The organism is Aureimonas endophytica (assembly GCF_014642635.1).
GTDB classification, from domain to species: Bacteria; Pseudomonadota; Alphaproteobacteria; order Rhizobiales; family Rhizobiaceae; genus Plantimonas; species Plantimonas endophytica.
Map to the genome: position 1 here is coordinate 261,002 of NZ_BMIQ01000001.1, position 13,088 is coordinate 274,089.

The window sequence follows — 13,088 nt, forward strand, 5'->3', positions numbered from 1 at the left end:
GACGTCCCGCGCCGCCATATCGCCGGCAGCGAAGCTCGATGCGGCGAGCAACGGCTTGTTTCGATGGAGAGAAGTGGTGGGCGATGACAGGCTCGAACTGCCGACATCCTCGGTGTAAACGGGCGGGACCGGGCAGTTTATCCTTAAATGCGAAGGATTACGGGGGACTCTGCGTCCCCGGTGAAGGACGCCCTACGCCGCAATCCTCGCCCCCTGCGGCAGGGAGCGGGCAGGGGGAAGGAATACCGGAAATCCTTGCCGATGCACGACCCCTATTTCGACCCAGGCGGTGGGTCGAAACGTGGGTCAAGTTTATCGGATCGTGGGTCGAAATCGAGGGGCCGGGGCGCGCCGACTTGCGTTTAAACGCAAATCCAAAAACATGATTTTAAACGCAAGAAGCCCCCGCGGGCGTCCGGCCGGCGGGGGCTTCCTGTTCATTCCCTCGCCCTTTCGAGCGGAATCTGCTCATCGGCTCGAGCCGACCTTTGATCGCCGACCTTCCCTCGATCGACGACCGGACCCTACGGCGCGGCCGCCGCCCGGATCAACCCGATCCTCGGATCATCCTTTCCGCTCGGTTACCCGTCACAGCGCCAGCAGCCCCGCATAGGGATCGTCCTCGAACAGCGGCAGGTCCGCCTCCGAGCAGCCGCCGTCTTCCTCGTACCGCTCGATCACGTGCCGAAGGAGCTGCAGCGTCTCCGCCATCATCCACATGCCGTTCCGCATCCTCCGCACCGCGACCGTCGTCTCGACCGGCGGCCGGACGAACGCCAGGATCAGCGCATCGTCGAAGACCCTGTGGACGTGCGAGAACCTCGCTCCCTCGAGCGCGTGCGTCGTCGGGTTCGGATCGCGGACGACTTGGTCGCCTTCCCAGTCCATGCCCTCGGGCACCAGGCGCTGGTACGTCCGCCACGCCTTCCTGATCTCGCGGAGATCCTGTGGCGACATGAGCCTGTTCCTGAGGAAGTGGCCGTCGTGCGTTCGCATGAAAGTTGCGATCGACCATCCGATCTGGTCCCAGTACTTCCGCATGCCGGAGACCGTCCAGACGGGGCCGTCCAGCTTCCTCTCGGCTCGAACGTCGGCTGCGACGACGAGCGTGTCGCCGATCGTCTCGACCCCAAGTGTCGAATGCGCCGACAGGACGCGATCGACAGACAGGGTGAGGCGGTGGTGGTAGCGCCGGGGACGAGGGCCCATCCACGTCCCCGAGATCGTCTCCCGGTCGCCGACGCCGATCTCAGTGTTCGGCCAGTCGGGCAGGGAGCCGAACCACCGATCTCCATTCTCCCTAAACCTGGCGACGATCTTCTTCTCGATCTCGTCCATTTAGATCACCAGCAGTTCGGCGAACGGATCGTCGTCTGCCGTCAGCGGCCCGGCCTTCGCCTCCTCCGCTTCCCGTTCTTGTCGGATGACCTCCGCCACGGTCATTCCGGCGAAAAGCGTCCCGTCGGTCGCCTTGATCACCTCGACGGACCGCGCCCAGCCCAGCGGCGTCGTCCAGTGCAGATGCATGGCCGGCCGGAAGCTCGGTCCGGGGCCGAGCCGTAGGCCTTCGCGACTGCTCAGATCGGTCGCGTAGATCGAGCCGATGCAGTGACCGCTCCCGCCGATGCGTCCATCGGCGAGCCACGACTCCGCTTCGGGCATCACAATCGCCTCGCGCCGGAATCCGGCGAAATCCTCCTCGTAGATCCTGCGCTTCCGACGCAGCGCCTTCAGGAACGAGGGCAGGTCGGGGCGGCGTTCGCCGGGCGCCCGGGAAAAGAGGTGCATGCCATCCGAAGCGCGGACGACGAGGTACCAGACCTGGGAGACGCGGAAGGCGATCTTCGTCAGCCCGGAGTTCCAGTACTGCCAGGTGTTGGGCTTCAGGTCGACGCCTCGGAGGAGGTAGATTGGTGCCCCGTCCTGCTTCCTGTTCGCCACCTCTTCGGCGTCGACGAGGACCGTTCCGAGGAAGGTCTCGAAGCCGACACCCTGGACGCGCAGCGCGCCCTCGACCGTCAGCGTGAAAACGTGCCGCGAGGGTTCGTCGGCTCTGCCGGGCCGCATCCTGCGCAATTCTTCGGACCCGTAGCGGTCGTAGGAGATCGCGTCGCCGATGCGGACCTGGGATTGCTCCCACGCATCGATCCCTCGCATCTTCTTCGATCCCAGCTCGCGGAACCGCCCGACGACCTTCTGCTCCAGTTCTATCACGCCGCCGACTCCTCGTACCCGACGACTCGCCGCAGCCCCAGCGCCGTCAGCATCGTCTCGCCCGGCGCCCGGCGTCCGCTCACGACGTCGCCGACGTAGCTCGGCGACAGCCCGACCTCCCGGCACCACGCGGCCCGCGATCCGACCCGGCGGCACTCGATGCGGATGAAACTTCGGACGTCGTCATCGGTGAAAAGGACCCGTCCGAGCGCGTACTTGTGCCCAGCCTTCATCTCGGTCATCAGAACGGCACCTCCTCGTCGACGCCCCACGGCACCACCGGCTCCGGCGTCACCTCCGGCTCCTGGAGCTTCTCCGCCGGCTTCCCGATCAGCAGCACGCCCGCCGTCCGGGCCCTTCCGTCGCCTTCCCGCCAAAGGTACGCCCTCAGCGACCTGCCCGCGTCCAGGTCCGGCGCGACCAGGTCGGCGACGTGCCAGGGCAGGTGGCCGAGCCTGTGATTGTTCCGCCACCAGACGCCGACCGCAGCGGCATGTACGGGATTCTCCGGCTCCCGGACGAGCTGCAGCCGGTCGCCGCGGCGCGGCAGGACGCGGCCGCCGAGGTCGTCCTCGCGGCCGTAGCCGTGGAACTGGAGGCCGGCGATCGACACGGCCGCGTGCGGTTCACCGGCGGAGAGGCGGGGGCGCTCGATGGCAAGGTCGGTGCCGGCGAGATCGGAGAGGTCGATCATGGCGACGACCTGTCTTTCCGGTCCGAACCTTTCAGCGCCTGGCAGCGGGTCTCCCGCGGACCGAACCGCCACAACGGCCACCATTTGTCTGCCCCGTCCGGATCGAACAGCCATTCCTCGGGATCGCCTTCGTGACGCACGAGCACGAGGTGGTGCGTCGCCAGCGTCTCGTCCGACAGGTCCCGGGGATCGGTGAAGACGTTCGCCCGGAGCCAGGCCGCGTAGGCCGCATCGGACGACCCGCTCCACATGTCCAGGGCGATGAACTCGTCGAAGGTCAGCGGCGGCAGGATGAGGACATCTTTCCAGTCGACCTCGTCGACACGGCCAGCGAATTCCGTCGGGATCAGGATCTTCCGCATCACTGGTGCTCCTTCAGATACCGCCTGATTGCAGCCCGGACGTTGAGTGAAGCGCGTCCGAAATCGTCTCCGTGGCCGTGGGGAAGCTTCGTGACGACGTGTCCCTCGATGCGGACGAGGACATGCCTCTTCCGGGGTTCGAGGCTCCAAGGAAGGCGGCAGGCGTTCAGCTCTCTGGCGACGAGCGGATCGAGGCGGATCACGACAGCATCCCCGCGACGACGAGGACGCAGAGCGCGTACGCGGCGGCGTAGCCGAGCCAGATCCAGCCGGCGGGGGTGAGACGGTAGCGGTACCGGGTCATGCCGTCACCGCCTTCCTAGCCTTCGCCTCCGCAGCCCGCCTCGCCCGCCGGTTCGGCGCCCGTGGCGTCCGCGACGCAGGCCCCTCGACGAGCGCGAATTCGCGGATGCGCCGGCCGTCCGGGCCTCGCCTGGGAGCCGGTTTGCTCGTCAGGTCGACGTAGGCGCCATCGAGTTTTCGGACGAGGAGATCGCCGGCGGGCTTCAGCCGCAGCGCGTTCGGGAACGGCCTCATGCCCCGCCTCCCGCCGCGTCCGCTTTCGGCGGCTCGTCCGCCCATTGCGCGACCATGCGCTTCGTCAGCATGACGTCCTCCGGCCGCCCCCCGGCGGCGCGGAGACCAGTCGCGAAGGCGGACACCAGGAGCCTCCGCACGCGTCCCTTGCTCGGGCGCTCGGCGAGGAGCGCTTCGAGGCGCTCGCGTTCGGACCTCTCGCTGACCCGCCACATCGGCGTCGTGCAGTTCGGGCAATCGACGCTCTCCCCGGTCTCGACCGGCACCGGACCATCGGGGCCGGTGGCTTCGAAACGCTGTTCGGCGCCGCAACGAGGGCACCGGCGGAGTCCGGGCACGCACACGTCGTCCTCGAGGCGCCTGATGCGGACCATTGCATCGACCCATCGGTCGAAGTCGCTTTTCGGGCGGTCCATCAGTCCGCCCTCCCGGCTTCGATGGTCTTCTCGACGACCGCGGGATCGGCCGGCGTCAGGGCTCCGGCGCGTTCCGCCTCGGCGAGGTCGCGGACGAACCCCCGGATCGCGTGTTCCGGCATCGAGAGGGCGTGCTCGAGCCACAGCGCCCAGCGTCCGATTTTCCAGCCCGTGCGGCCGCGGTACTGCCGGTGAACCCGCGTTCCCGGGATCTCGTCGAGGATGATGCGCTCGACCTCGGTAACGTGCGCCTTCAAGGACTCGAACGACGCCTGGCCGCCGTGGAGGAGGGCGTAATGCTCCAGCTTGCGGGTCCAGAGCTTTTCGGGGTCGCCTTCCTCGTGCTCGGGCTTCAGCGGCGCCAGGAGCTTGCGGCGGACCTCGTCGGCGGCGTCGCAGAAGACGTTGATCAGGGCGCGGCGTTCGTCGTCCTCCAAGATCTCCGGCTCCAGATGGAACGTGCGGCGGATCGCCTTCGGCCGGCCGGCGGCGTCGAGCTGGATCGACACGCCGCCGAGAGAAGTTGAAGCCGGATTGACGGCGGGAGTCCTCGCCTCAGCCTGGCCGAGGCGTCTGCCGTCGAGAAACGCGTTCATGTAGCGAAGCGCGACAAGCTTGGCGTCGTCGAGAGTACGGCAGCCGAGGAAAGCGATCTCCGGCATCCGGAGGCGACGGTTCAGAAACGTCACCTCCCATTCGTGACCGTCGTTGACCCCGATCCTGCGGGGTACGATGGTCGCGGTGCCGCCAGAGAGGAGATCGGAGATCGCGTCGCGGGCGAGATCGGAGATGCGCTCCGGAACCGCGTCCTCCGGCGTCCCCGTCTTCTCTTCCAGGACCAGGACCTCGGCCTTCACGTGTGCGAGCCGGGCGGCGCTGATCTCGTCGGCGGAGACCGGCAAGCCCCTGCGGCGGTCAGACTCCAGGCGGGCGAGGCGCGCCTTGGCCTCCGCGAGCCTCTCCGAGGCGACGTACCTCTTCACGTCGGCGGCGATCGCCGGATCCGCCGAGCCCGCCTCACGCAGGCGGGCGAGGTTCTCGCCGACTTCATCCGGCGTCAGGCACGGCACGCCGTCTACGGTCGGTCGGCCGTCGAGTTCGTCGAAGAGGGCCTGCGCGGCGTCGCTGGCCTTCCACATCCGCGTCTCGGCGTCCTGGATCGTCATCTCCGGCGCCAGCCGGTCGACCTCGGCGCCGACGGTGTTCAGGAGGACCCGGTGCTCCTCGCGTCCGAGCGACCGCACGATCTCCGCGCAGGACGCGAGGAGCTGCGCGGTGGTGCGGTTGCGGATCGCCGTCTCGTCGAGCCAATCGAGTGGCGCCGTCCTCGCGACCGAGGCCTGGACGATCGGAGCAAGCAGCGGAAGGAGCGCGCCGGGATCGAGCTCGCGAAGAGCGGCGAGCGACATGACAGGCTGGCCTCCGAGACCGCCGGGCGCGTCGACGACGACGGCGAGGTTACTGTTCTCTAGGTCGATCTTCCACCGCTTGTTCCAGGGATTGAACGCCGCGATCGCGTCGAGGTCCGGCCAGACGCCGGTGAACTGGATCCCGCGGTCGTCGATCGTGACGTGCGCCGGCGGGCGGACCTTCGAGAAATCGAGCGAGAGGAAGATCTCGGTGCCCTCTCGAGCCCCGAAGGCGGCGTCCAGTTCACCTTCCAGCCAGCGGCGCACCGCCTCCAGGCCATCGAAATCCTTCAGCCGCGACGACACGACGACCGTCCTGAAGCGGCCGTCGTCGTGCAGAGCCTTGAGGAACTCCATCGCGCCGGGGACGGGGCGATCGGGGATGGTAGACGCGCCCTTCCAGCCGCTCTCGTACCCGTGCAGGACTCCGTCGAAATCGAGCGCGACGAGCTTTCGGTATCCTCCCGTAGAGCGCGCCGTCTCGCTGAGCATCGCCTCCCGCAGCACGCGGTAGACGCCGCTCTTCGGCGAGGCGGAACCGATGTCGCGCCCGTCGACGACGACCCGGGCGCTCTCGCCTTCGTCGATGAGCTCGGCCTTCGCGCCCCCGACGACCTTGTCTGCCAGCTCCTCCCGGAGGCCGTCGGGGACCATTGCGCCCGCGAGCTGGTGCAGCGATTCGAGCGCCCTGATGCGCGTGTCGGTCGTTTTCTCGTTCATCGTGTTCCTCGTTGGAATGCGCGGCCACGCCTCTCTGCGGCGACGTCGCGGGGTTGATTTCAGGTGTCGGAGCGGCTCCGGGCGACGTCGAAGCGGGCCCGGATGCGGGAGAGCGGATCGGCCGGCGGCGCGGCACGGGTGCGGGCGGCTTCGAGCTGGTCGATGAAGGCGGAGACCAGCGCCTGGTCGGCGGCGGAAAGGGCGCCGATGCGGTCGAGGAGGGAGGCGGGGGCGGTCATCACAGCCCTCCCGCCAACACGGCGTCCTCGACGAGGTCGGCCTCGGTCGGCACGTACGTCTCGTCTCGGCGGCGCAGCACCGACTCCTCGTATTCTTCGAGCGCCTGCCTAGCGAAGTACGTCGACTGGTTCACAGTCTCGGGGGCGTGAAAAAGCACCATCCTGCCGTCCGACGCCGGCATCGCCACCGCGCCGACGGCGACGAGGCGCTCGCCGGGAAACCGGATGACGCCGGACACCCGGATCTCGGATGCCGAGCGGGCCTCGGTCAGTCCGACATTCGTGATCGTCACCTCGATCGGCGGCTTGGGCGATTTCTCGATGCCGAAATGTCCAGAGCTCCAGACCGTGAAATCGGCGAGGTCCCACCGGACGTCGGCGATCCGGTCGTACGTGTCGCGCATCCGGTCGGCGCCGGCGGCGGTCCTTCCGACGACGAGGGAGCCGTCGCGGGCCTTGGCGCCGAAGCGCGTCACGATCCGCGGGTTCAGACGGGGCTGTCGGATACCCGTCAGTTGCCAGACGTCGGCGAGAGCGAGACGGCCCTCGACGGCATCGGCGCGGACTAGGATCGCGTCGTCGAAGGCCTGGACGCCGGTCGCTTCCCAGGCGTCCCGGACGGCGACGGCGTCGACGGTGAGGCGATGCCGGTAGACGCGACGTTCGCCATCGATCCGATCGGTCGCACGGGCCCGGAGTCGGGTGACGGCGAGGGCGGGCTCGGAGACGAGCAAGATCTCGGGATCCGCCCACGGCAATTCCGGCGAGACGTGGCCGGAGAGGTACGTGCGGGCGAGGCGGAGAAGGCTCTTGTGGAGGGACTCGTTCCTCATGCCGACGCTCCGAATGCGGCCGACTGGGCACGGGAAGAAATGGACGGCGAGTCCGACCGCAGCTCTTCAACGGCCTCGCGCCGGGCGATGGTCAGGAGACGGCTGCGAACATGGGCGGCCGGGACCCCGAGGCGACGGGCGATCCCGGCCGGCCCGAGCCCCTCGCCGGAAAGCGCGAGGATCCGATCGTCGTGGGGACGACGAACCCAACGCGGATGAATCGTCGATCCCGGGCGGACGATCGCGTGGTAGCGCAGAACGCCCCTCACTTGCGCGAGCGTCAGTCCGAGCCGATTGGCCGTTTCCACCGCCGTCGATCCGGAAACGAAAAGGCGCTCGACTGCATCGACATCGACGCCTTCACGCGGCCGCAACCGTCTCCTCGAGAGCCGGACGGAAATCGCGCCCTTCGACCGGCCGAACCACGCGGACATGTACGAGATCGACGCGCCGGACCGTGCGAGGCGTGCGAGATCCGCGTCGTCCTCCTTCGTCCATACGTCGCCCGAAATGCGCATGTCGTCGTCCTGGATTGCAGTTCCTGAGGACGAAAAATACGCGGATCAGCGGCGGTCGCAAGACGGTCTAAGATGTTTACGTAAATAAAAACGCCAACGTCGATTAAGTTGCAAGTTGCACTTTGCAAACTAATCGCCGAAGGGGGGGTGATACCTGCGAGTACCATACGAAGGATTTCGGGAAATCTTTCTTCGCGGGTGTCTAGGATTTCGTCATTGCCGAATGGAAAGTAAATCGGCGTATGGAAGGAATTCGAGGATGGGTTTGAGAGCACTGATCTCTGCGGCGCTGAAAGCGGCCGTCGCGCTGGTCTTGGTGCCGGTCGAGATGATCGTAGACGGGATCCGCGTCGTGCGGCGATTCCTCGGCATCGCGCCGGCGGCACCGGCATTCGCAATGGCTGACGCGGCCGAAGAGGTGTTGTCGGAGTCCGACGGCGGGATCGCGGCGCAGGACGCGGATCTGGCGACCGCCAGGCGCGCCGGCCTGCGGCTGTCGCCGTCGGAGCGGGTGCGGCGGGCGGCGGGATACGTTCGGAAAGGCCAGGGGGTCCCGCGGGCGTACCTGGATCCCTCGGACGAGGATCAGGCCGAGGTCCTGGAGTGGCTCCGCAGCCTGGACGAGGTCCAGCTCGGCCGCGTCATCGCCGCCGGCGACCGCGACCTTCTGGGCCACCTATCGGGCGTGCAGAAGCTGCCCGTGCCGCTCCTCCCGCGGTTTCAGGAGATCGTAGAGGAGAAGAAGAACGGCGGACGACCGCTCAGCTACGAGCAGTGGGTCCGGTTCCTGAGCGCCCAAGCGGCCGAGGCCGGCGACGACGACGTCGATGTCGATCGGATCCTCGACGAAGCGGAGCGTCTGTCGGCCGAGCATGCGACGCTCGACGACTACAAGACGGCGAACCCGGGCGTCGGGCTCGGGGGCGTCAGCGACGACGGGGAGGAAGCAGCGTGAATCCGGTCTCGAGTTCGGAGAGACGGCGGTACGCTTCGATGAGCTCTGCCTTCAAGGCAGCGTTCCGGCGGCGCTCTGCACGGAGCGCGTTCGCGAGGCGGGACAGGGCGTACGGTCCCGACATGTCGATCGGCTGCGAGGCGCGGGCGGAGGTCGCGGTCGCGAGCGCGGTCGAGCGGATCGCGGTCTCGAGGCCCGACATGAATCCCATGATCGACATCGCTTTTTCCTCTCGCTGTCGACTGCTCCGGCTCCGGCCGGCGTGTCGTTCTCATCATAGGAGCACACAATGGTTGCGAAAACGATAACGCAGCTTCGAAAAGAACGAGACCAAGCCGCGATCCGGGCGGCCCGCTACCGGATCGAGCGTGCGAGCCGGCCGGACGTCAGGGCGGTCGATAAGGCGCTATCGGAAGCGATCGCTGTCCACGCATGCAGCCTTCCGCCGGAAGAAGGCAAGGCGCTCCTGGAACGCCTCGTCCAGCTCGCCGCCGACGGCCTTCGGTACCGCGGGTACGGCGAGAACTCATCGCGGATCCGGACCGCTCGGAGACTGGCCGGATGGACGCGCCCAAACCCGCACAGCGGCTCTGTCAGGGCCGCGAAGCTGCGTGATGGCATCACGGACTGACTCGGCCCACACCCACGTTACTCCCTCATACGGCATCACGGGGACGACGCGGCGCATAACGCATCTACCACAGGAGACGACATCAGCATGTCCGAGAGCATCATCATACGCATCGCCCGCGCCCAGGCCCGCCGACAAGTCCGCTGCGCCGTCGCCAGTCTCGTCGCGGGCCGTGATTTCGGCCGCGACCACCGAGGCGCCTCCGCCGTCCTCGACGCCTCGGATCTCACGGGCCGAGGGTACGAGTGGCTGGACGATCTCCTCGAGTCCGCCGAAGCCGCCGCCCGCGCCGAGGTCGCACCCATCCGGTACGACGACGAACCGCTCGACCCCCCGGACGTCGAGCGCGAGGTCGGCGAGCGGATCGCCGCGGCGCTACAGGATCCGCGGGCGCCCCGGCCGGCAACCGCCTTCCGCTACGGCAGTCGGTAACTTACCGGCAGCCCTCCGACGACCTGCCGCCAACTCCCATCGCCCCGGAGACGATCCGGGGCGCTCTCGTTTCCGGGTCTCGGTAAAGATTTTTCCAGCCGCCGGTTAACGCGGAAAATTCGACGGATCGGTACGGTAAACGTAAGGTATTTCGCCCGCAAGCCGTTGTTCCGCCACTGTTTTCCGGCGCCTCAGGCGTGACGGCGTATTCGAGAAAAGTGATTCCTAAAATCGCAAGTCTGATTCCTGGATCGAGCGGTCCGTTATGCAGCCGATTCCGCGGGTCGGCGGCCGGGGCAGGGGGTGGATTCTGGATTTTCCGGAGAGCATTTTCGAAACGGAGAAGGCCCCGTCCCGGCAAGGACGAGGCCTTCAGAATGTCATCCTGAACCGTCGTGGGGATCAGGGTCTACCGCAAGCCCGAATGTAGCCCGCGAGGGCGCATGAGGCAAGGTCGGATCCCCGCTCGGTTCGCAGAGAATGCGAGAAAAGAGTGGGACTGGCAGCGGTAATCGACGACGACGAGTACGACGGCGCGCAGCCGCAGGACTGGCGCGACGGTCGGCACGCACCCCTGACCCTGCGCTGGGAGACGAGGGGCTTCTGGCCGGCTCTCGAGGGCGTCTTCCCCGGAATGACCGAGGAGGAGGCGGCCGTCGCGATGGCGGTCGTGGACGACTGGGAGCGGGGCGAGATCGGTACGGCCTACTCGCGGAACCGGAACGGCTACCCGAAGCGCGAGAAGCCGAGCAGGCTCCACACCTACCGACGCGTCGTTCCCGCGGTCGACGGCTTGGACGTGCGCAAGCTCGTCGAGCACGACCGGAAGGCGCCGTCGCCGCACGGCACCGGTCGGCAGTCCGCCATCCGCCCGACGCCCGAGCTGATCGCAGGCGTCCGCAAGGCCATCGCGATGGTCGGCCGTCCGGTGCCTGCGATCCCGCCGTACGTGCTCCTCAGGCGCGACCAGGACGGCAACGAGATGTCGGTGCCGGACACGAAGCGCACCCGCGAAATGACCGCGTTCTTGCACGAGATGAACGCCGCCCTGGCCGCAACGAGGATCGAGTACTGGCGCGGCGCCCTGTCCGGCGTCCTCCGCAGGATCTTCAACCGTCACATGAACAGGGGAGGCCGCTTCTACGCCATCGGCCTCGTCTGGCAGCGGATGCCGCCGGAAGAGCGTGCCACGATCACGCTGAACGGAGAGGCGACGGGCGAGCTGGACTACAAGAATCTCCACGTCCGTCTGCTGTACCGCGATGCGTGCTATCGGGTCCCGCCCGGCGACCTCTACGAGCTGCCTGGCTGGCCTCGCGACGTGGTCAAGGTCGCCTTCCTCGTGCTCCTCAACGCCGAGGACGCGGAGCAGGCGGCTTTCTCGATCGCCAGAAAGAAGGCGATGGGGCTCATGGCCGAACTCGGGTCGGCGGAGGCGATGACGCTCGCCCGGAAGCTGATCGTCGACATCAAGGCAGCCCACAAGCCGATCGCCAGCGCCTTCCACAGCGACTGCGGCGGCTACCTGATGCGGAAGGACTCGGACATCGCCGAGAGGGTCATGCGGGCGATGCTGAAGCTGGGCGAGACTGTGCTCCCGCTCCACGACGGCTTCATCGTCCGTCTCGCCGCCCTGGAACTGCTGCGGGAGGTCATGGAGAAGGTCGCGTTCGACGTCGGACTCCACGGAATTCCGATCGAGCGGAAGATCCCAGACAAGCCCATCCCGACCCCGGAAAACAAAGGATCAGAGACCACGTCAGAGGTCCGCGTTCTTACATACCCTCTTCCGTCTCCTTCTCTCCTCTTCTCTCTCTCCTCTCAGGACTCTCAGGATGGGACTCTTGTGGCCGCCGGCGTTTCAGGAGGAGGCGCCTACGCGAGCGAAGCGAGCCGGAGTCACGAGGCCGAAGGCCGCCCGGAGGCTCTGAATCCTTCCATCAGCCCTTCGCAGGCTCGCACCATTCCCGCCACCGCCACCGACCTGCAGGACGTCCAGGAGGCACCTCCGACCGCCACCGCCTCGATCATCCACCTCCGCGACCTCTCCAGGACGCGCCTGGATCCATTCTCAGCCCTCGAAGACGATCACCGGCTGCACGACAAGCCGCAGACTTTCGAGACGCTCCACGACGATCCTGACGCCTCCCATGAACGCTTCATCCTCGTCAGCTGGGGTGACAGACGAGGCGTCGCCCGCATCCCCCTCCGCACTCCCACGATCCGCATCCGCAACCCGCAGGAGCCCGCCATGACCACCGTCGCCACCGAGGCATCCGCCCTCGGCCACCGCCTGGAGATCGCGATCCTCGAGCACGATCCCCGGGGCGGCGACCGCCCGATCTCGCTCGTGAAGTGCTGGCAGCCCTCCGCTTCCGGCCCGTGGCTTCTCCACTGCACGTCGAAGGACGGCACCCCCCGCGAGTCCCGCTACAAGGCCGCCGATCGCCAGGCAGCCATCGTCCGGGCGTTCTCGTTCCTCCTCGAGCCGCACTGGCGGAAGCGCCTGAGGTCGGTGTCGGTGACGTACGACGGACCCTTCGATCCGGCGATGTCCGAGGCCCAGAACCGCCGCGTCCACAGCGTTCCGGCCACGTACCTCCTCGCGACGCCCGAGGTCCTCACGCCGCCCGACACGCCGCTGCCCGTCGGCACGTACGCCTGCCCGACCGATCTCGGACGCGGCTGGCGCGTCCTCCTCGCGACCCCGGACGGCAGCATCCGGATGGACGCCTGGACGCCGCTGTCGGCCGCAGAGATTGCCCGGATCGCCGAGGACGGAGCCCCGGCCGTCCTGCGCGACCTGCCGACACTGGTGCGCGTCGTCGACAGATGCGGGGAACGCCGCTTCGAGATCACCGGCAAGCTCGTGAAGGGGCTCGCGGACGGCCTGTTCCGCCTCGCCTCGGAGCCGCCGGTCGAGCACTGGCGGGGGATCTACGACGCCGCGACGACGCTGGACGAGAACGCTGAGCAGAGGAGGGCAGCCTGAGATGCCCCGTCCCATCGTCGAGATTGATTCCCGTTCCCTCCAGTGCGACGAGCAGGACGAGAAGCGCCACGGCGGAACAGCGGACCGGCGCGATTGTCGTGCGGACGGCGCTTCTCACACTCGTGCCACCCGCCGA

The 13,088-nt window shown here is 67.7% G+C and carries 16 protein-coding genes and 1 tRNA gene; 4 read left to right on the plus strand and 13 right to left on the minus strand.

Translation table 11 applies throughout. The annotated features are described in order from the left end of the window. Nucleotides 1–74: 74 nt before the first annotated feature. The 12 genes from IEY14_RS01260 to IEY14_RS01315 form a co-directional block, all read right to left on the minus strand. A tRNA-Val gene (locus IEY14_RS01260) sits at nucleotides 75–212 on the minus strand. 376 nt (nucleotides 213–588) lie between these two features. Next, entirely contained in the window at nucleotides 589–1,338 is a 750-nt protein-coding gene (locus IEY14_RS01265) for a hypothetical protein (RefSeq protein WP_188906419.1), read from the minus strand. Then, a complete protein-coding gene (locus tag IEY14_RS01270) occupies nucleotides 1,339–2,214 on the minus strand; it encodes a hypothetical protein (protein WP_188906420.1) in 876 nt (291 codons plus the stop codon). After that, a complete protein-coding gene (locus IEY14_RS01275) occupies nucleotides 2,211–2,456 on the minus strand; it encodes a helix-turn-helix domain-containing protein (protein WP_188906421.1) in 246 nt (81 codons plus the stop codon). The genes IEY14_RS01270 and IEY14_RS01275 overlap by 4 nt, the downstream gene beginning before the upstream one ends. Beyond that, complete coding sequence (locus tag IEY14_RS01280; RefSeq protein WP_188906422.1) at nucleotides 2,456–2,908, minus strand: HIRAN domain-containing protein; 453 nt, start codon at nucleotides 2,906–2,908, stop codon at nucleotides 2,456–2,458. The genes IEY14_RS01275 and IEY14_RS01280 overlap by 1 nt, the downstream gene beginning before the upstream one ends. Then, on the minus strand, nucleotides 2,905–3,270 hold the full coding sequence (locus IEY14_RS01285) for a hypothetical protein (protein ID WP_188906423.1): 366 nt from the start codon (nucleotides 3,268–3,270) through the stop codon (nucleotides 2,905–2,907). Before IEY14_RS01285 ends, IEY14_RS01280 begins: the two co-directional genes overlap by 4 nt. Further along, complete coding sequence (locus IEY14_RS01290; RefSeq protein WP_188906424.1) at nucleotides 3,270–3,473, minus strand: hypothetical protein; 204 nt, start codon at nucleotides 3,471–3,473, stop codon at nucleotides 3,270–3,272. The genes IEY14_RS01285 and IEY14_RS01290 overlap by 1 nt, the downstream gene beginning before the upstream one ends. A gap of 330 nt (nucleotides 3,474–3,803) precedes the next feature. Next, nucleotides 3,804–4,223 carry a hypothetical protein gene (locus IEY14_RS01295; protein ID WP_188906425.1) on the minus strand — a complete coding sequence of 140 codons (420 nt, stop codon included), beginning with the start codon at nucleotides 4,221–4,223 and terminating at the stop codon, nucleotides 3,804–3,806. After that, nucleotides 4,223–6,352, minus strand: a complete 2,130-nt coding sequence (locus IEY14_RS01300; protein ID WP_188906426.1) for a hypothetical protein — start codon at nucleotides 6,350–6,352, stop codon at nucleotides 4,223–4,225. The genes IEY14_RS01295 and IEY14_RS01300 overlap by 1 nt, the downstream gene beginning before the upstream one ends. 59 nt (nucleotides 6,353–6,411) lie before the next feature. Beyond that, complete coding sequence (locus IEY14_RS01305) at nucleotides 6,412–6,591, minus strand: hypothetical protein (RefSeq protein ID WP_188906427.1); 180 nt, start codon at nucleotides 6,589–6,591, stop codon at nucleotides 6,412–6,414. After that, entirely contained in the window at nucleotides 6,591–7,424 is an 834-nt protein-coding gene (locus IEY14_RS01310; protein ID WP_188906428.1) for a hypothetical protein, read from the minus strand. Before IEY14_RS01310 ends, IEY14_RS01305 begins: the two co-directional genes overlap by 1 nt. Continuing rightward, complete coding sequence (locus IEY14_RS01315; protein WP_188906429.1) at nucleotides 7,421–7,942, minus strand: hypothetical protein; 522 nt, start codon at nucleotides 7,940–7,942, stop codon at nucleotides 7,421–7,423. The genes IEY14_RS01310 and IEY14_RS01315 overlap by 4 nt, the downstream gene beginning before the upstream one ends. A 259-nt stretch (nucleotides 7,943–8,201) precedes the next feature. On the opposite strand from IEY14_RS01315, the gene IEY14_RS01320 reads away from it, so the two are divergent. After that, complete coding sequence (locus tag IEY14_RS01320) at nucleotides 8,202–8,897, plus strand: hypothetical protein (protein WP_188906430.1); 696 nt, start codon at nucleotides 8,202–8,204, stop codon at nucleotides 8,895–8,897. On the opposite strand, the gene IEY14_RS01325 is transcribed toward IEY14_RS01320, so the two are convergent. Further along, nucleotides 8,869–9,117: a hypothetical protein gene (locus tag IEY14_RS01325; RefSeq protein ID WP_188906431.1), complete on the minus strand. Its 249-nt coding sequence runs from the start codon at nucleotides 9,115–9,117 to the stop codon at nucleotides 8,869–8,871. The genes IEY14_RS01320 and IEY14_RS01325 overlap by 29 nt on opposite strands. Before the next feature lie 69 nt (nucleotides 9,118–9,186). On the opposite strand from IEY14_RS01325, the gene IEY14_RS01330 reads away from it, so the two are divergent. The 3 genes from IEY14_RS01330 (at nucleotide 9,187) to IEY14_RS01340 (ending at nucleotide 12,952) form a co-directional block, all read left to right on the plus strand. Further along, entirely contained in the window at nucleotides 9,187–9,528 is a 342-nt protein-coding gene (locus tag IEY14_RS01330; RefSeq protein ID WP_188906432.1) for a hypothetical protein, read from the plus strand. An 87-nt stretch (nucleotides 9,529–9,615) separates the two neighbouring features. Continuing rightward, entirely contained in the window at nucleotides 9,616–9,960 is a 345-nt protein-coding gene (locus tag IEY14_RS01335) for a hypothetical protein (protein ID WP_188906433.1), read from the plus strand. Nucleotides 9,961–10,453: 493 nt separating this feature from the next. After that, nucleotides 10,454–12,952: a hypothetical protein gene (locus IEY14_RS01340; RefSeq protein WP_188906434.1), complete on the plus strand. Its 2,499-nt coding sequence runs from the start codon at nucleotides 10,454–10,456 to the stop codon at nucleotides 12,950–12,952. Nucleotides 12,953–13,088: the final 136 nt, after the last annotated feature.

What these genes read in the sequence shown, in the direction of transcription:
- IEY14_RS01265 (WP_188906419.1), bottom strand. Translation starts at nt 1,338, where the DNA reads ATGGACGAGATCGAGAAGAAGATCGTCGCCAGGTTTAGGGAGAATGGA.
- IEY14_RS01275 (WP_188906421.1), bottom strand. Translation starts at nt 2,456, where the DNA reads ATGACCGAGATGAAGGCTGGGCACAAGTACGCGCTCGGACGGGTCCTT.
- IEY14_RS01280 (WP_188906422.1), bottom strand. Translation starts at nt 2,908, where the DNA reads ATGATCGACCTCTCCGATCTCGCCGGCACCGACCTTGCCATCGAGCGC.
- IEY14_RS01285 (WP_188906423.1), bottom strand. Translation starts at nt 3,270, where the DNA reads ATGCGGAAGATCCTGATCCCGACGGAATTCGCTGGCCGTGTCGACGAG.
- IEY14_RS01295 (WP_188906425.1), bottom strand. Translation starts at nt 4,223, where the DNA reads ATGGACCGCCCGAAAAGCGACTTCGACCGATGGGTCGATGCAATGGTC.
- IEY14_RS01300 (WP_188906426.1), bottom strand. Translation starts at nt 6,352, where the DNA reads ATGAACGAGAAAACGACCGACACGCGCATCAGGGCGCTCGAATCGCTG.
- IEY14_RS01305 (WP_188906427.1), bottom strand. Translation starts at nt 6,591, where the DNA reads ATGACCGCCCCCGCCTCCCTCCTCGACCGCATCGGCGCCCTTTCCGCC.
- IEY14_RS01310 (WP_188906428.1), bottom strand. Translation starts at nt 7,424, where the DNA reads ATGAGGAACGAGTCCCTCCACAAGAGCCTTCTCCGCCTCGCCCGCACG.
- IEY14_RS01315 (WP_188906429.1), bottom strand. Translation starts at nt 7,942, where the DNA reads ATGCGCATTTCGGGCGACGTATGGACGAAGGAGGACGACGCGGATCTC.
- IEY14_RS01320 (WP_188906430.1), top strand. Translation starts at nt 8,202, where the DNA reads ATGGGTTTGAGAGCACTGATCTCTGCGGCGCTGAAAGCGGCCGTCGCG.
- IEY14_RS01325 (WP_188906431.1), bottom strand. Translation starts at nt 9,117, where the DNA reads ATGTCGATCATGGGATTCATGTCGGGCCTCGAGACCGCGATCCGCTCG.
- IEY14_RS01330 (WP_188906432.1), top strand. Translation starts at nt 9,187, where the DNA reads ATGGTTGCGAAAACGATAACGCAGCTTCGAAAAGAACGAGACCAAGCC.
- IEY14_RS01335 (WP_188906433.1), top strand. Translation starts at nt 9,616, where the DNA reads ATGTCCGAGAGCATCATCATACGCATCGCCCGCGCCCAGGCCCGCCGA.